The sequence below is a fragment of the Lysobacter sp. KIS68-7 genome (assembly GCF_021284745.1).
Lineage (GTDB): Bacteria > Pseudomonadota > Gammaproteobacteria > Xanthomonadales > Xanthomonadaceae > Noviluteimonas.
The window spans coordinates 1042301-1059257 of record NZ_CP089925.1 but is presented as its reverse complement, the minus strand read 5'-3'; the positions used below and the strand labels follow the sequence as shown (position 1 = coordinate 1059257).

The window sequence follows — 16957 nt, the reverse complement described above, 5'->3', positions numbered from 1 at the left end:
GCTGCATCCTCCGGTTTCACGGGCCCGGCGCCTCTGCCATTCGGCATGGTCGGGCGTGCAGGGTCCGCGTTTTGATTTGGCGTCCACGCGCCCGGGGGTTAGCGTTCACGCCTGCCCCCGTCAGGAGTCCCCCATGCGCCTGCACCCCGCCCCGTTGTCCCTCGTCCTCGTCGCCGTGCTCGGCCTGGGCGCCTGCGCCACGAAACAGGACACCGCGACCGCGGCACAAGACGCCGCGCCCGTGGCGGGCGACAGCTCCAAGCTCGACATGCCGATCGAGAACGCGCCGGCGCATCCGGCGACCTACGCAATGCCGGAGCCTGCCGCGACCTGCAACGCCGATGCCGCGCACGACGCGGTGGGCAAAAAGGCCACGGACGAGGTGGTGGAGAAGGCGCGCGTTGCCGCCGGCGCTGCGACCACGCGCGTCGTCCGCCCCAACCAACCGGTCACGATGGATTACCGCGGCGATCGCCTGAACGTACAGACGGACGCGAAGGACAAGATCGTCGGCACCAGCTGCGGCTGAGCGACGCGCTCAACCCGGCGCGGGCGTGGGCGCGCCGTCCAGGATGATCCGCGCCAGGGCCTGTTCGCCGTCGGCGAGCAGTTGCACGGGCGTGCGCGTGAAATCGCACAGCACCATCGCTTCGGTCACGCACCATTCGCGCTCTTCGCGCGTGAGCGAACGCCGGCCTTCGGCGACCTCGCGCAGTTCGTCGCGCGTGGGCGCGATGTCGGCGGGATCCAGGCGGCGGTGCGCGGGCGGCGGCAGGCCGCTGCCGCGCGATCCGGCGTCGATCAGCATGCGCATGCGCAGGCGCGTGGCTTCGGCGGCGGGGATCCGGGCGTCGACGCCGGGCACGGCGTCGGAAAGCGAACGACGGAGGTCGTCGAGTTCGCGCCGCGCGGTTTCGGCCGACGAAAACGCCATCGCCTGCGAGGCCTGCAGGCGCTGGATTTCGACGCCCGGATCCACCAGGTCGCCGTCGTCGAGCAGCTTGCGCACCTTCGCGAACAACTGCGCGTGCAACTCCGGGTGCGCGAAGCGCAGGTCGCGCGCAGCCACCTGCCAGGCGTAGGCGACCTGCTGGGCCACGTGCGTTTCGGGCACGGGCACTTCGGGCTTCGGGGAACGTTTTTCCTCGCCCTGCGCGATTTCGAGGATCGCGTCGTCGAGCCGCTCGTGCAGCGTGCTCGACTCGAAATCCGGGTCGATGCGCCGCAAGGCGGACCGGCAATCCAGCAGAAGCAGGCGCAGGGGCTTCATGGCGGCGGAGCTTAGCCCTTTGCTTGGGGCGCCGGCGTCGCGGCTTCGTCGGGCGCCAGCGTGGGCGGCGCGTAGTCCTCGAACTCGGCGGGCGGTTCCAGTTCGGCGTCGTCCACGCGGAACTGGTTCTGCCAATACCGGTTGTCGGCGGTCTTTTCGACCGCGCGGTGGGGTTGCTTCTGCATGGCGGGACCTCCGGCCAGGGCTGGGTCAGGTCACCCTTCGCTGCAAGTGAACCCGACCCCCCGTCGCCGCGAGGTCAACGCCCCGGCTGGAGCGTCCGGTCGAACAGTTCCAGGATCCGGCGGTACTCGTCGTACCAGCTGTCGGGGTGCACGAAGCCGTGGCGCTCCATCGGATAAGGCGCGAGCTCCCACTTGTCCTTGCGCAGTTCGATCAGCTTCTGCGTGAGCATCACCGAATCGCGGAAGAACACGTTGTCGTCGATCATCCCGTGCGCGATGAGCAGGTTGTCCTGCAGCCCGTCGGCGAATTCGATCGGCGAGGAGATCTTGTAGGCCTCGGGGTCGATCTCCGGGGTGTTGAGGATGTTCGAGGTGTACTCGTGGTTGTACTGCGACCAGTCGCTCACCGGGCGCAGCGCAGCGCCGGCCTTGAACACGCCGGGCTTCTTGAACAGCGCCATGAAGGTCATGAAGCCGCCGTAGCTGCCGCCGTAGATGCCCGCGCGCGCGCGATCGCCCTGCTTGTGGTCGACGAGCCAGTCCAGGCCATCGAGGTAATCCTCGAGTTCCGGCGTGCCCATGCGGCGATAGATGTCGGTGCGCCACTTGCGGCCGTAGCCTTCGGAGGCGCGGTAGTCGAGTTCCATCACGATGTAGCCGCGCTCCACGAGCAGGTCATGGAACATCTGCTCGCGGAAGTAATTCGGGTAACGCGCGCTCACGTTCTGCAGGTAGCCCGCGCCATGCACGAACATGACGATCGGATAGTGCTTGCCGGGCTCCAGCGTCTTCGGCCCGTAGTACTTGCCCCAGATCGTGCCCGCACCGTGCTTCGACGGCACCTGCACGTACTCGGGCTTGATCCACGTGCGCGCCTTGAAGGCCGGGGTGCGCGTGTCGGTGAGTTCGACGACGCCGTCGCCACCGCGGTTCACCACCGCGACCTGCGGCGGGACGTAGCTGTCGGAGTGGCGCACGAGCAGCTTGGTTTCGTCGGGCGAGACGGCGAAGTCCTCCACGCCATCCATCGCCGTCACCTCGCGCACCACGCCGCCGTTGCGATCGACTTCGCACACTTCGTAGTCGCCCGGCCAGGCGCGGTTGCACAGGAACAGGAAGCGCTTGCCGTCCGCGGACAGCTGCGGCTGCGAGGCTTCCCACTTGCCCGAGGTGATCGTGCGCGGCGCACCGTTGCCGTCGCTCACGTACAGGTGCGACCAACCGCTTTCTTCGGACAGGAACCACAGCGCGCCGTCGGGCGCGAAGCCGAAGTCGTTGAAGCTCCAGTTGATCCAGGCCGGATCGGTGAGGCGATGGCGCGTCTGCAGCTTGGCGCCAGCGAAGTCCACGCCGGCGATCCAGCGATCCTTGTTGTCGATGGCGCGGATCATCACGGCGGCCTGGTGGCCGTCGGGCGACCAGCGGATCGACGGGCCACCGCTGTTGTCGCCGGAGGTGAGCACCTGCACGGGGCGCTCGCCTTCCAGCGCCGGCTTGCCCGCGGCCTTGCGCAGTGCGGCGAGAGGATCGGTCTTGATGCCGGGCAGCGTGTCGAACTTGAGCTCGCGCACGCTGGCGTTGCCGATGTCCACCAGCCACAGGCGCTGCGGCAACGGGTTGTTGCGGCCGACGCGCGTGCGCGCCTCCTCGAATTCTTCGTAACCGGACTCGGTGATGTACTTCGGCATCTTGCCGGGCGTGCCGATGTCGCCGCCCTTTTCGGTCGTCACGACCAGCAACCAGCGGCCATCCGGCGACATCGAGGAATCGGCGATGTCGACGTCCGCGCCCAGGTAGGCCGGTGCGGGCGCGCGCGAGGGATCGGTCTTCTGCCACAGCGCGTTCTGTTCGCGCGCGGCGTCGCGTTGTTCGCGTTCCTTGCGCAGCGTGTCGAACAGGCGCATCTGGCGATCGCGCAGGTCGTCGGCTTCCGGCTTGGTGCCCGGCGCCTTTTCCGCGAGCACCAGCGCGGCCTGTCGCACGCCGCCGCCGGCGGTCCAGCGATACCAGGTGTTGCCGACGCGCCAGGCCAGGCCGCCATCGCCCGCCCACTGCGGCTGCGCTTCTTCGTCGTTGGTGCGCGTGAGTTGCTGCAGCGCGCCGCTGCGCAGGTCGCGCACGAACACGTCGCCGCTGCGCACGAAGGCCATGCGCGTGCGTTGCGCGTCGTACACCGGTTGCGCGCCGTCTTCCGTCGCGCGTGCGCTGCCGTCGAGCACCGTTGCCGCGCCGCCGGCGATCGGTTGCACGAAGACGTCGCGGATCGTCGCGCCCTGGCGCTTGCGCTGCGTGTAGGCCTGCTTGCCATCCCACGACCACCACGCCTGTTCGATCGGCGGGCCGATCCAGTCGGGATCGGACATCACGCGCGCGAGCGTGAGCGGCGCATTGGCGTCGGACGCGTCATTGGCAGGCGTGTCCTGCGCGAAGGCGGCGGGCGCCAGGCACAGGGTGAGGCAGAAGGCGAGTGAGGCAGGCTTGCGCATCGTGGGCATCGGCAAAACGAAATGCGCGCAAGCGTAGCAGCCCGGGCAAGCGGGCCCGGGGGCCGAAGGTCATGAGGAAGCTTCGTCCTGACTAGCGCGGCTCTTATAAGCGCAGCAGTGGGGGCCCTTCCGCACCGGCGATGTCGGGGGCCGAGTGCGGGCTCGCCAGTGGCGCCAATCCACGGGTCGCCGGGCCATTCAGGCGATGGCCGTCGACGGCGTCGAAGCGCGAACCGTGGCAGGGGCAATCCCAGCTGCGTTCCGCGTCGTTCCAGTGCACCACGCAACCCAGGTGCGGACACACGGCCGAATGCAGGTGGAGGCCGCCGGCCTGGTCGCGCATGGCGGCCACCTTGTGCAGGCCGCGGCGCAGCACGGCGCCTTCGCCCGGGGCGAGTCCTTCGAGGCCTTCGATCTCGCCACCGCTCACCCAGTCCGCGTAGTACGGCACGAAGTTCAGGTTTTCGCGCAGGTAGGCGTCGGCCGCGCGCAGGTTGCGGCGGTTCGGCGCATACAGCGCGCGCCACGGGGAATCGCCTTCCACGATGAGGTCGCCGATCAGCAGGCCCGCGATCGTGCCGTGCGTGATCCCGTTGCCCGAATCGCCCGTGGCCACGTACACGTTGTCCGCGAAGCCCGGGTTGTGGCCGATGAAAGCCAGCGAATCGATCGGTTCGATCACCTGCCCCGACCAGCGATAGCCGACATCCAGCGCCATCGGGAAGTGTTCGCGCGCCCAGGATTCGAGGACTTCGTAGCGCACCAGCGGCGCTTCGTCCTGCCCGGTCTTGCGGTCTTCGCCGCCGACGATGAGCCAGGTGCCGTTGCGCGCGTGGGCGATGCGCACGTAGTGGTAGGGGTCCAGCGTGTCCCACAGCAAGGCATCGGGCACCGCGCCCGGGTCCATGCGCAGGGCGACGACGTAAGTGCGATAGGCCGCCTGCTTGGTATGGATCGCGAGGCGATCGTTAAAGGGCACGTTGGTCGCCACGACCACGTGCTCGGCCTGCACGCGCGCGCCGTTGGCGGCGGTCGCACCCGCGTTCGCGCCGCCCTCGATCGCATCCACGCGCGTGCCGGTATGGATGCGCCCGCCGTGGCGCACGATCGCGCGCGCCAGTCCACCGAGGTAATCCAGCGAATGAAAGCGCGCCTGGTGCTTGAACAGGATCGCGTTGCCGAATGCCGCCATCGCGCCCGGCGGCGCGGGAACGCGTTCGACATCCAACCCCGCGCGCACCGCGGCTTCGTACTCGTGGTCGAGCAGGCCGATGCGTCCATCGCCTTCGCCGCGCACGAGGTACCCGTCGCAACGCGCGAAGCCGCAGTCGATCTCTTCATCGCGACAGATGCGCTCGATCGTGTCGATCGCCACCGCATGGCTGTGCGCCGCCATGCGCGCGCCTTCGGCACCATGCAATTGTTCGAGCTCGAACCAGCGATCGTCGAGCGCATCGCACAGGTGTCCCGTGGTGCGCGCGGTCTGTCCGCCGTGCAGGTCCGATTCCTCCAGCACTACCACGTCCACGCCCGACTTCGCGAGGCGATACGCCGTGCTCAGGCCCGCGATGCCGGCGCCCACGACGCAAACGCGTGCGTGGGCATCGGCGATGAGAGGCGCGAAGACCGGTGGGTCTGCCGTCGCCATCCACAACGAGCGACTGGCACCGGTGCGTTCCATGGTCGGGTTGCGTTCCATCGATCCACCTGGGTTCGCGCGAGCCCGAGCCTGCGCGCCACCCGGTGAATCCTGCGTGCAAGAGGCGCACACTATGCGGCGCGGCGCCTCCCCCCAGTTGCCGCGGAGGCATTGCGTGGATGCTCTGCTGCTCTCGCGAATCCAGTTCGGCTTCGTGATTTCGTTCCATATCCTCTTCCCTGCATTCACCATCGGCCTCGCCAGTTGGCTCGCCTTCCTCGAATGGCGATGGCTGCGCACGCAAAACACCGTGTGGCGCGAGCTGTACCTGTGGTGGTTGAAGATCTTCGCCGTCTCCTTCGGCATGGGCGTGGTCAGCGGCATCGTCATGAGCTTCCAGTTCGGCACGAACTGGGCGGTGCTCAGCGAACGCGCGGGCAACATCCTCGGCCCGCTGCTCTCCTACGAAGTGCTCACCGCGTTCTTCCTGGAAGCGACCTTCCTCGGCGTGATGCTGTTCGGATGGAAGCGCGTGCCGCCGAAGATGCATTTCATGGCGACGTGCCTGGTCGCGCTGGGCACCTTGTTCTCGACGTTCTGGATCATCTCGGCGAACAGCTGGATGCAGACGCCGCAGGGCTACATGATCGACGCCAACGGCGTGTTCCAGCCCGCGGACTGGTGGGCGATCGTCTTCAATCCTTCGTTCCCCTACCGCCTGGCGCACATGGTGCTGGCGGCGTTCATCACGACGTGTTTCGTCGTCGGCGGCATCGCGGCGTGGTACCTGCGGCGCGGCGTGCATGTCGAAGCGGCTAAGAAGATGCTGAAGCTCGCAGTCGTCTTCGCTGCGATCGCCGTGCCGGCGCAGATGTTCGCCGGCGACCAGCATGGTCTGAACGTCCTCGAGCACCAACCGATCAAGCTCGCGGCGATCGAAGGGCATTGGCGCGAGCAACCGGGCGAACGCAGCGTGCCGCTGGTGCTGTTCGCGGTGCCGAACGAACAGGCCGAACGCAACGATTACGAAGTCGCCGTGCCGGTGCTGGGCAGCGTGATCCTCACGCATTCGCTGGAAGGTCGCATCCAGCCGTTGACGAGCGTGCCCGCGAGCGAGCGTCCGCCGGTGAAGCCGGTGTTCTACGCATTCCGCGTGATGGTGGGGCTCGGCACGCTGATGCTGCTGCTCGTGCTGGCCTCGCTGTGGCAATGGCGGCGCGGGCGCTTGTTCGACACGCCGTGGTTGCTGCGCGGATGGAACGTGATGCTGCCTTCGGGCTTCGTGTGCATCCTCGCCGGCTGGTACGTCGTGGAGATCGGGCGCCAGCCCTACGTCGTCTACGGCCTGCTGCGCACCGCCGATGCGGTGACGCCCACGCTCGCCGTCGGCAGCGTGTGGGCCTCGCTGCTCACGTTCGCGGTGGTCTACGGAATCGTGTTCGGCTCAGGCATCTGGTACCTGCTGCAATTGGTGCGCAAGGGCCCGATGCCGCATGAGCCCGCGCCGGACACGCAGGACGGCGTGAAGACGCCGGCGCGTCCGTTGTCCGTCGGCAACGTTTCGCTCGAAGGCAAGGAGTCGCGCTGATGGCGTACTGGCTGCCCGTGGCGTGGTTCGGCGTGATCGGCTTCGGCGTGCTGATGTACGTGCTGCTCGATGGCTTCGTGCTCGGGCTCGGCATCCTCGCGCCCTTCGCCGAAGACGAGCACCAGCTGGACCACATGATGAATACCGCCGCGCCTATCTGGGACGGCAACGAAACCTGGCTGGTGCTCGGCGGCGCAGGTCTGCTGGCGGCGTTCCCGAAGGCGTACGCGACCATCCTTTCGGCGCTCTACCTGCCCGTGCTGCTGATGCTGATCGCGCTGGTGTTCCGCGGGGTCGCGTTCGAATTCCGATTCAAGGCGCATCGCGGCAAGCCGTGGTGGGGCGCGGCGTTCTCGCTGGGGTCGGTGTTCGCGGCCTTCGCGCAGGGCGTGATCCTCGGATCGCTGGTGGAAGGCATGCCGCTGCAGGCGGGCAAATATGTCGGCGGCGCGTTCGGGTGGTTCAGTCCCTTCTCGATGCTCACGGGCGTGGCGGTGGTGTTCGGCTATGCGCTGCTCGGGTCGACCTGGCTGATCCTGAAGACCGAGGGCCGCATGCAGCTGGTGGCGCGCACCCTCACGCGTCCGCTGGTGCTGGTGGTCGTGGCCTTCATGGGGCTGGTGAGCGCCTGGCTGCCCTTCCTCGACTCGCGGATCATGGCGCGCTGGTTCGAGGCCGGGAATTTCTGGTGGCTCTCGCCGGTGCCGGTCGCCGCGCTGGTCAACGCGTGGCTGTTGTGGCGCGCGGCGATGCGGGAAGGCCGCGACCTGGCGCCATTCATCCTCGCGCTCAGCTTCTTCGCCCTGGGGTTCGCGGGCCTGGTGCTGGGGCTGTGGCCTTATCTCGTGCCGCCCTCCCTCACGTTGTGGCAGGCGGCCGCGGCGCCGTCCTCGCAGCTGTTCGTGCTGGTCGGGCTGGTGGTGCTGCTTCCCGCGATCCTGGGCTACACGTGGTGGTCGTATTCGGTGTTCCGGGGGAAGGTGGCCGCCGACGCCGGCTACCACTGATCCAGAGCCGCTGATGCGCGAACGCTGAAGCATCTTCACGTCCCGCGCGAATTGCGGGTTCCGTCACAACGTCGTTTCCTACACAATCGTGGCGTCTTCTGCCGAGCCCGCGATGCACGCCTACGTCTACAAAAGCCTGCGGCAGGCCGATACCTACGTCTTCCTGGCGGCGCGCGACGATTTCGCGCGCCTGCCGCCTGCGTTGCTGACCCAGATGGGCGAGATGCGTTTCGTGCTCGAAGTGGCGCTGACCAGCGAGCGCAAGCTCGCGCGGGCCGATGCCGATGTCGTGCGCCGCAACCTCGCCGAGCGAGGTTTCCACATCCAGTTCCCGCCCACCATGCTCGATCCGATGACCGAAGACTGGGGCACCGATGCCTGAGTCGACGCGTCCCTGGCTGCGGATCGGTGCGGCGACGCTGGTCGGCGTCGTGCTCACGCTCGTGCTCGGCCTCGATGCCTGGCCGGTCGCGCTCGCCGGCGCGCTCGCGCAGCCGGGCTTCGCGCTGGCGGTGTCGTGGTGGCGCGGCACGCGCACCTCGCCGCGCTGGCAGCGCGATGCGATGGCGCTCGCCGGTGCGTGGGTCGCCGGGCTTGCGATCGTCGCCGTGCTCGTGGCCTGGCCGCTCGCCGCATTGCGCGAAACCGGCAGCCTGTCGGCCGCGATCGGGCTGAGCATCGTCGCCGGCGTCGCGCTGTTGTTGCTGTGGCGGACGTGGCCGGTGTGGCACGCGCTCGAACGCGAAGGCGGGCCGATGGCCACGCTGTGGCGTTCGCTGGGCGAAGTGGAAATCGGTGCGTGGCGCGGGCTCGCGGTCGCGGCCATCGTCGCTACGGTGCTGGCCGCAATGCTGGCGCTCGCGTGGCCGGGCCTGGTCCCCGCAGCGCTGCGTTGGCCCGTGGTCGCCGCGCTCGTCATCGCCGCTCCGCTGCTGCACCTGTTGTTGCAGCGCGTGGCCGCGGCCTCGCCGTTGCCGATCGAAGCGCAGCTCGCCGCGTTCGAAGACCACGACGATGCGATCGAACCCGAGCGCCTGGACGACGACCTCGACGTTGCGTTGTATTCCGCCGCGCGCAGCGGCCGCGTCGACCGCGCCCTTGCGCTGCTCGAGGGTGGTGCGAATGCCCACGCCTTCCCGCCGCCGGACGAGCGCGACCAACGCACGTTGCCGATGCTTGCGGCGATCCTCCCGGACCTGCGCCTGCTGCGCATGCTGATCCAGCATGGCGCCGACCTGAACGCTGCGCACGGTGGCATGGCGCCGCTGCTCGCCGCCACGCGCGACAGCTGGCATGGCCGCCCCGAAGCCGTGATGACGCTGCTCGCCAACGGCGCCGATCCGCGCGTGGCCGACAGCGACGGCAACACGCCGCTGCACCACGCCGCACGCAGTTCCGATCCGGGCGTCGCGGCACTGTTGCGCGATGCAGCGGCCGACATCGATGCGATCAACCGCGACGGCGTCACGCCACTCGGCATCGCATGCGCCGCGGGCAACTGGCGCCTCGCGCGCTTCCTGCTCGAACGCGGTGCGAAATCGGAACTGCCGAACGCCTCGCCTGCCCTGCTCGCGGCCGCGGGCACGGAAGAAGACGATCTCGCCGGCGTGCAGTTGCTGCTCAAGCACAAGGCGAAGGTGGATGCGCACGACGCCCGCCATCGCCGCGCCTTGCATGAAGCCGCGCGCAGCGGTCATGTCGAGATCGTCGGCGCGCTGCTCGCCGCGGGTGCCGACGTGCAGGCGCGCGACGTGGATGGCCGTACGCCGTGGCTCGACGCCGCGCGCGGTGGGCATCTCGAAGTCCTCGAACGCTTGCTGCCGCATCGCCCCGAAGTGGCGCTCGTCGACCATGACGGCCGCGACGCGCTGATGCTCGCGAGCACCGCCGAGCGCGCGGATCCGGCGCTGGTGCGTCGCCTGCTGGAACTTGGCCTGGATTCTTCGCGCCGCGACCACGAAGGTCGTCGCGCCGCAGAACACGCCGCCGCGGCAGGACGCTGGACTGTCCTCGCCGTGCTCGATCCCGAATATCCGCTGCCCGCCGCGGTCGCCGATGCGGGCATCACGGGTTCGCCGGTCATGGATCGCGCGCCGATCGCCCTGTTGCGCGACGCCATGCGCGAAGGCCGCTTCGACGACGTGCGCTCGGTGGTCGGGCTGTTGTCGCCGGCCGAGTTGGGCGCGGAGTTGCGCGCCTTGCCGGAAGCCGCCAATGGCGCCGCGGCGAACATGGGCACGCGCATCGAGTGGTTGCTTGCGCAGGGCGCCGATCCCGATGTGCGCGAAGGCTTGGGCGACAACGCGATGTTCGCGTTCCTGTCGCAGGGTCCGGTGGCCGCGAGCGCGGTGCAGACCTTGCTGCGGCGCGCGGTATCTCCCGCAGGCCGCGGCGGACTCGCGCGCTTCCTTGCCGCCTGCGTGGCGAGCGACCACGCCGGTCGCGGCCTGGAATCGTTGGCGCTCGATCTTCTCGAACGCGGCGCCGATCCGTTCGCCTCCTCGCCCGCGGGCGATCCGCCGCTCGCCCTCTCGGTGCGCTTGGGATGGCTGCGGGTGATGGAGCGCCTCGTGGCGCATGGCGTCGATCTCGACGCGCGCGATTCGCACGGCATGACGGCCCTGCATCTCGCCGCCGCGCTCGGTCGCGAAGCCGCATTGAAGACGTTGATCGCACAAGGCGCCGACCCGGAAATGCGCGCGGCCGATGGACAGACGCCGCTCGGTGTTGCCTTGTCGTCGGGCCGCCGCGATCTCGCCGACTGGCTCGACTGGCGCGGTTGGCCGCTGCCGGGTCGTCCGTTGCAAGCGTCCGACCTGCCGTCCGCCGCCATCGTCGGTGAAGTGGATGCGGTGCGACGCCTGCTCGACCTCGGGCTCCCCGTCGATGCGACCGATACGCAAGGCTGCACGGCGTTGCTGCGCGCTTCGGGCGGTGGGCATCGCGGTGTCGTCGACCTGCTGCTCGCACGCGGTGCGGATCCGCGCATCGCGGCGCGTTCGGGTGCGACGCCCTTGTCGGCCGCGGTGAGCATGCGCCAGGTCGACATCGTCGAACGCTTGCTGGCCGCCGGCGCGCCGCTCGAACAACGCCTGCCGGGCGAAGTGACGGTGCTGATGCTCGCCGCTGCGTTGGGCCTGCCCGACCTCGTCGCGCGCCTGCTCACCGCCGGCGCCGACGTGCACGCAAGCGATGCGCAGGGCCTGGCGCCCTTGCATTGCGCGGCGCTGTACGGCTTCACCGCGCGCGAGCGTCCCCGCCTCGTTGCGCTGCTCGACACCTTGCTGCTCGCCGGTGCCGAAGCGGATCAACCGGCGGCGGGTGGCGTGACGCCGTTGCTGTTGTTGCTCGGCGCGCGCGCGGAGCCCGGCACGGCCTGCGATGAAGACGTCGTGCTCGCCGGCCTGGAACGCCTGCTCGATGAAACCGTCGTGCTCGATGCGCGCGATCCGCGCGGCTTCGGTCCGCTGCACCTCGCAGCCCTACACGGGTTGTTGCAGGTGGTGCAACGCCTGCTGCGCGCGGGCGCCAACCCGGAACTGCGCGATGGCCTCAACCGCAGCGCGCGCGAGATCGCGGTGATGCGCGGCTTCGTGGATGTCGCGGCGGAGTTCGTGCCTGCCACGCAGGGTGGCGTGTCGATGGCGCGGTTCCTGCGCGAACCGCGCTGAGGTCCTGGCTCAGGGCTCGCCGCTGGGGAACGCGGCTTCGCTCGCCGGCTTCGGCCTCGCTTCCTTCTCCGGCGCACCCAAGCCACCGAGTTCGCCTTCGCCGCGGTCCGCGCCGAACAGCTGTTCGAGTTCGCGCCGTGCCTGCTGCGCGGTCTGCAGGATCGCCTCGTCGTCGTCGTAGACCAGGTACTGCGTGCGCAGCAGCGCTTCGTCGTGGTCGCGGAAGCGCTGCGCACGCTCGGCGGCGACTGCCGGCGGCAGGCCCATGGCGACGAGCACCTGCTCGCCCATCACCAGGCTCGAATGGAAGGTCTCGCGCACGACGCTCGCGCCCAGGTCCATCAGTTCCCAGGCATGGCGGCGATTGCGCGCACGCGCGAACACCTTGGCTTCCGGATAGATGCGGCGAATGGTGCGCACCGTGCGCATGTTGGTCTCGACATCGTCGATGGCGATGACGAACACGCGCACGTTGGTCGCACCCGCCGAGCGCAGCAATTCGCCGTTGGCCGGATCGCCGTAGTAGACCTTGCTGCCGAACCGGCGCATGAACTCCACCTGGTCCTGGCTGTGCTCGATGGCGATGAAGGGAATGCGCTGCGCGGCGAGCAAGCGCGCGACGACCTGCCCGAAGCGCCCGAAGCCGGCGATCAGCACTTCCGGCGACTGGTCTTCGATGATGTCGAAGGCGCGTTCCTCGCGCGGCTTCGCGGCGATCCAGCGCGACAGCGCGATGTACAGCGGCGGCGTGAGCGCCATCGACACGCCGACGATGGCGATGAGATGCCCGCGGAAGGTGGCATCGATCAAGCCGAAGCGGTAGGCATCGCCGAACACCACGAAGGCGAACTCGCCGCCCAGGGCCAGCACGCTCGCGAGCAGCAGGGAGTCGCGCGTCGGCAACCCGCCGGCGGTGCGGCCGACCAGGGTGATCAATGCGAACTTCGCCACCATCAGCAGCAACACGCCGATGGCCACGAACCACGGATCGGCGAGCACCGCCTGGATGTCGATCGTCATGCCGATCGCGATGAAGAACAGGCCGAGCAGCAAGCCTTCGAAGGGTTTGATCTGCGCTTCGAGCTCGTGGCGGAATTCCGAATCGGCGAGCAGCACGCCCGCGAGGAAGGCGCCCAGGCCCATCGTCAGGCCCGCGAGCTGCATGATCCAGGCCGCGCCGAGCACCACCAGCAACGCGCATGCGGTAAACACCTCGGGCATGTCGGTGCGCGCGACGATGCGGAACATCTGCCGCAGCAACAGTCGGCCGCCGATGATCACGCCACCGATCGCACCCACGGCTTTCGCGATGGCGATCCACGACACGCCGTTGCCGTGCATGCCGCCGATCAGCGGGATCGCAGCGAGCAAGGGAATGGCGGCGAGGTCCTGGAACAGCAGGATCGCGAACCCCACGCGACCGTAACCCGTGTTCAGCGCCTTGCGTTCGGCGAGCAGTTGCAGGCCCACGGCCGTGGACGAGAACGCCATGCTCAGGCCGATGACCACCGCGGCACCCCAGTGCAGCCCACGGGTGAATGCCAGTAGCGAGAGGACGATGCCGCAGGTCAACATCTGCAGGCCGCCCGCGCCGAACACCGGCTTGCGCATCACCTGCAGGCGCGAAGGCGAGAGCTCCAGGCCGATGACGAACAGCAGCATCACCACGCCGATCTCGCTCGCGGCGAACACCGGCGCGACATCGCGGATCACGCGCAGGCCGAACGGCCCGAGCACCACGCCCGCGGCGAGGTAACCGAGCACCGCGCCGAGGCCGAAGCGACGGAACACCGGCACCGCGATGACCGCGGCCAGCAGGAAGACCAGCGCAAGCTCCAACCCGCCACCGTGCATGTGAACCTCCGTGCGGGCGATTATGTAGGATGCAGGCGCATGCGGCATGACGGCCGCACGGGGAGACAAGGATGCGTCGTTATCTGGGGATGGCGTGCCTGGCGGCCGCCTGCGTCATCGCGCCCGTGGGTGCGAAGGAAGAAGCAGCGCCGTCGGGCGCGCTCGAGGACCTCATCACCATGCGCGTGGACGGCGAGCTCGTCGTTGGCACGGATGGGAAGGTCGCTTCGTATGTCGTGAAGACGAAGGTCGATGACAAGCTGAAGACGCTCATCGACCAGAACGTGGCGCAATGGCGCTTCGAGACGGTCTCGAAGGACGGCCAGGCCACGCGGGCGCGCAGCGACATGCGCATCACGCTCGTCGCCAAACAGGCCGCCAACGGTTACGACGTGCACATCGACAACGTGGTGTTCATGCCGCCGGGCCTCGATGCCGCCGACGCCGCGGCGGCCGCCCAAGGGACGACGCGCACCACCATCGAGATCACGAAGCAGCGACCGATGCCGCAGTACCCGCACTACAGCGTCAACGGCCTGGTGACGTTGATGGTGCACGTGGCGCCGGACGGAACGGTGGCCGATATCGACGCGACGCAGTGCAGCCTGTACTTCGCGGGTGGCAGCGAAGTGAACAAGAAGCGCGCGTGCAAGGCGATGGAGGACAACGCCCTCCGCGCGATCCGCCAGTGGCATTTCAAGCTGTCGGACAAACCCGGGGCCGAGACCGTCGGCGTGATGCCGGTGCAGTACCGGATGCCCGGCGCGCGCGCAGAGCAGATCCTGGCGACCAGCAAGCCTGGCAAATGGCGACTGGAATCGCGCGGCCCCTATCGCAAACCGGCCTGGGCCCGCGATGCGAACGGGCAACGCGTCGGCACCGCCGATGCAGTGGGCGATGAGTTGCTTCCGTCGAATTCGATTCTCAAGTTCCGCAGCGGCGGCCCGGAGGGGGCATGAAGACTTTTAGTGCGATTGTTCTGTCGGGCGCGCTCGTCGCGTGCGCCGCCTCCGCGGCGCCGACGGCGCAAGCGCCCAAGCCCGTGTCCTTCATGGCCGACGCGAAAGTGGAGGTCGATCCCGAAGGCAAGCTCGTCAAGGTCGAAGCGTCGCAGGACTTGCCCGACAGCGTGCGCCACTACATCGAACAGCAAGTCGGGAAGTGGACCTTCAAGCGCAACCTGCGCGAAGGCGAAACGGGCAATGCGACGACGTACCTGATGCTCGGCGCCTGCGCCGTGCCGACGCCGGGCGGCGGCTATTCGATGGGGCTGGCGTACCACTGGGCGGGTCCGCGCGTCATCGGCGGCAGCGGGAGGTTCCCCGTGACGCAGGAACTCCTGACCGCCGTGTCTCGCACGCAGGCCAGCGCGGTCACCCAGGTGCACTTCACGGTCGCGGCCGATGGCACGACCCACCTGGACCAGGTCGATGGACTCCATGCGCGAGTGAAGAAGGGCCTCGAACCGCCCATCAAGCGTTGGATCGAAGCCCTGCGCTTCGATCCGGAAACCATCGGCGGCAAGGCGGTCGCTACGCGCTCGACCTTGCCGGTGGAATTCAGGCAGTACGGTAGATCGGAAGACCTGCATCCGGATCCGATGGTCTCGCCGCAGTGCCGGCAGGCGGGGATGGCCGGTGCCGGCGGCATGGCACCCGTGGCGGTGGACTCGGTGATCTCCGTGACGCCGCTGATCTGAAAAGGAATCGATCGATGAAACGCTTTGCAGCCATGTGGTTGGCCTTGTGCGCGTGCTTCGCCTTCGTGGCGGTGGCGGAAGAACCCTCGTCGATGTCCGTCGGTGGCGACGTCGTGATCGCGGCGGATGGCAGCGTGCGCGAGTGCACAGTGAACGGCGCGCCGACGCCCGCGCTTCGCGCGCTGGTCGAACAGTCCGTGCGCAAGTGGCAATTCGAGCCCATCGTGCGCGACGGCAAGCCCATCGTCGCGCGCACGTCCTATTCGCTGAAGCTGGTCGCCACGCCCGTGGGTGCGGGTTATTCGATTCGCGTGGAGAAGATCGGCTTCTACGTTCCCCGCAAGATCCTCAAGCAACCGATGCCGCACCTGTTCACGCCGCAGGACCTCGACATCCTCGCCGCGATCCGCGTGGACGCGACGGGCAAGGTCGTGGATTCGGCGGTACTCGCGATCCAAACGATCGTCGGCGACGACGCGGTCCTGGACAAGAAGCTCCTCGAGAAGGCGTTCAGGACGGCGCTCAAGCAGTGGCGCTACGAGCCCGCGCGGACGGATCTGGGCGATCCGGAAACCTTCAGCGGCACGATCCGATTCACCATCGCGCGGAGCAACTCGGAGTACGCCCGCTCGCCGTGGCGCTCACCGACGTTCGCCAACGCGAAGCCGATTCCGTGGGACACGGCGCGCCCCGTGGACGACAAGGCATTGCAGGAAGGGCAGCTCGCGTCGCTCGACGATGACGTGAAGTTGCGCACCGATGTCGTGGGCAAGCCGCTTTGATCCGCGTCCCTGGATGGATGTTCGTGTTGCTGGGCCTGTTCGTTGCCGGTTTCGCGTTTGCGCGCCAGCCCGAAACGGCGAACCTGCAAGTACGCGGCGATCTGTACCTGACCGCGGACGGCACCGTCGAGCGCGTGGTGTTCGACGATGCGACGGCGCCCGCGTTGAAGTCGCTGATCGAGACGACGGTGCAGCGTTGGCGCTTCGCGCCGGTCCTGCGCGAGGGCGTGGCGACGCGCCTGCGCACGGCGATGACGCTCGACCTCGAAGGTGTGCAGGTGGACGGTGGATTCAAAATGCGCGTCAAGCGCGTGGCGTTCGCCAACGCGCGCACGAAGTACGCCCGACTCGCATTGCCGATGATCCCCATCTCACTCGACGTGGTGGCCGCACTGCGCGTGGATGCGCAGGGCAATGTCGTCGACGCTGCCGTGGTCTACCTGAATGGCCAACTCGGCGGCGGGACGACCGAGCGCGACGTGAGGAACACGCTCGTCCGCATCCTCAAGAAATCGAAACTGCGGCCCGCGGAACTCGCCTACGGCGAACCGGCGGATGAAACCTTCTTCATGCCGATCGACTTCCGGACTTCACCGACGCGAAGCAGGGGAGATCCCCGGGAGCGGTTCCGCCACCTGAGCCCGGTGCCCTGGCTCGATGCGGCGCATCCGCCCGACGTCGCCATCGATGCGATGACGCCAGGCGATCCGATCGCCCTGCAGCGCGACCAGGTGACCTTGCAGTCGGACATCGTCGGCAAGATGCTCTGAACAAAA

The 16957-nt window shown here is 68.5% G+C and carries 14 protein-coding genes; 9 read left to right on the top strand and 5 right to left on the bottom strand.

Going from position 1 to position 16957, the window contains the following annotated elements:
• The first annotated feature begins 133 nt into the window (after nt 1-133).
• Nucleotides 134-529 carry an I78 family peptidase inhibitor gene (locus LVB87_RS05020; protein ID WP_232899814.1) on the top strand — a complete coding sequence of 132 codons (396 nt, stop codon included), beginning with the start codon at nt 134-136 and terminating at the stop codon, nt 527-529.
• A gap of 9 nt (nt 530-538) precedes the next feature.
• Here the strand turns inward: LVB87_RS05020 and LVB87_RS05015 are convergent, their stop codons facing one another.
• The 4 genes from LVB87_RS05015 to LVB87_RS05000 all read right to left on the bottom strand — a co-directional run bounded on the left by LVB87_RS05015 (nt 539) and on the right by LVB87_RS05000 (nt 5640).
• A complete protein-coding gene (locus tag LVB87_RS05015) occupies nt 539-1270 on the bottom strand; it encodes a hypothetical protein (RefSeq protein WP_232899813.1) in 732 nt (243 codons plus the stop codon).
• A gap of 11 nt (nt 1271-1281) precedes the next feature.
• Nucleotides 1282-1455: a hypothetical protein gene (locus LVB87_RS05010; protein WP_232899812.1), complete on the bottom strand. Its 174-nt coding sequence runs from the start codon at nt 1453-1455 to the stop codon at nt 1282-1284.
• Between the two features lie 74 nt (nt 1456-1529).
• Nucleotides 1530-3941 (bottom strand): S9 family peptidase, encoded by a 2412-nt coding sequence (locus LVB87_RS05005; protein ID WP_232899811.1) that lies wholly within the window; start codon nt 3939-3941, stop codon nt 1530-1532.
• Nucleotides 3942-4044: 103 nt separating this feature from the next.
• On the bottom strand, nt 4045-5640 hold the full coding sequence (locus LVB87_RS05000; protein ID WP_232899810.1) for an FAD-dependent oxidoreductase: 1596 nt from the start codon (nt 5638-5640) through the stop codon (nt 4045-4047).
• Between the two features lie 115 nt (nt 5641-5755).
• Here LVB87_RS05000 and LVB87_RS04995 point away from each other — a divergent pair, with 115 nt between their 5' ends.
• The 4 genes from LVB87_RS04995 to LVB87_RS04980 all read left to right on the top strand — a co-directional run bounded on the left by LVB87_RS04995 (nt 5756) and on the right by LVB87_RS04980 (nt 11846).
• A complete protein-coding gene (locus LVB87_RS04995) occupies nt 5756-7168 on the top strand; it encodes a cytochrome ubiquinol oxidase subunit I (protein WP_232899809.1) in 1413 nt (470 codons plus the stop codon).
• A complete protein-coding gene (gene cydB, locus LVB87_RS04990; protein ID WP_232899808.1) occupies nt 7168-8175 on the top strand; it encodes a cytochrome d ubiquinol oxidase subunit II in 1008 nt (335 codons plus the stop codon). The genes LVB87_RS04995 and cydB overlap by 1 nt, the downstream gene beginning before the upstream one ends.
• 112 nt (nt 8176-8287) lie before the next feature.
• Nucleotides 8288-8557, top strand: coding sequence for a YcgL domain-containing protein (locus LVB87_RS04985; RefSeq protein WP_232900462.1), 270 nt, complete (start codon nt 8288-8290; stop codon nt 8555-8557).
• On the top strand, nt 8550-11846 hold the full coding sequence (locus LVB87_RS04980; RefSeq protein ID WP_232899807.1) for an ankyrin repeat domain-containing protein: 3297 nt from the start codon (nt 8550-8552) through the stop codon (nt 11844-11846). The genes LVB87_RS04985 and LVB87_RS04980 overlap by 8 nt, the downstream gene beginning before the upstream one ends.
• 9 nt (nt 11847-11855) lie before the next feature.
• Here LVB87_RS04980 and LVB87_RS04975 read toward each other — a convergent pair whose 3' ends face one another.
• On the bottom strand, nt 11856-13700 hold the full coding sequence (locus LVB87_RS04975) for a monovalent cation:proton antiporter-2 (CPA2) family protein (protein WP_232899806.1): 1845 nt from the start codon (nt 13698-13700) through the stop codon (nt 11856-11858).
• Between the two features lie 71 nt (nt 13701-13771).
• On the opposite strand from LVB87_RS04975, the gene LVB87_RS04970 reads away from it, so the two are divergent.
• From LVB87_RS04970 to LVB87_RS04955, 4 genes are read left to right on the top strand one after another with little or no spacing between them, the layout of a single operon-like run.
• A complete protein-coding gene (locus LVB87_RS04970) occupies nt 13772-14659 on the top strand; it encodes an energy transducer TonB (RefSeq protein WP_232899805.1) in 888 nt (295 codons plus the stop codon).
• The gene (locus LVB87_RS04965; RefSeq protein WP_232899804.1) at nt 14656-15399 is read left to right on the top strand and encodes a hypothetical protein; all 744 of its coding nucleotides are present in this window, start codon (nt 14656-14658) and stop codon (nt 15397-15399) included. Before LVB87_RS04970 ends, LVB87_RS04965 begins: the two co-directional genes overlap by 4 nt.
• A gap of 14 nt (nt 15400-15413) precedes the next feature.
• Nucleotides 15414-16181, top strand: a complete 768-nt coding sequence (locus LVB87_RS04960; RefSeq protein ID WP_232899803.1) for an energy transducer TonB — start codon at nt 15414-15416, stop codon at nt 16179-16181.
• A gap of 17 nt (nt 16182-16198) precedes the next feature.
• Nucleotides 16199-16951, top strand: a complete 753-nt coding sequence (locus tag LVB87_RS04955) for a hypothetical protein (RefSeq protein ID WP_232899802.1) — start codon at nt 16199-16201, stop codon at nt 16949-16951.
• The last annotated feature ends 6 nt before the right edge of the window (nt 16952-16957 follow it).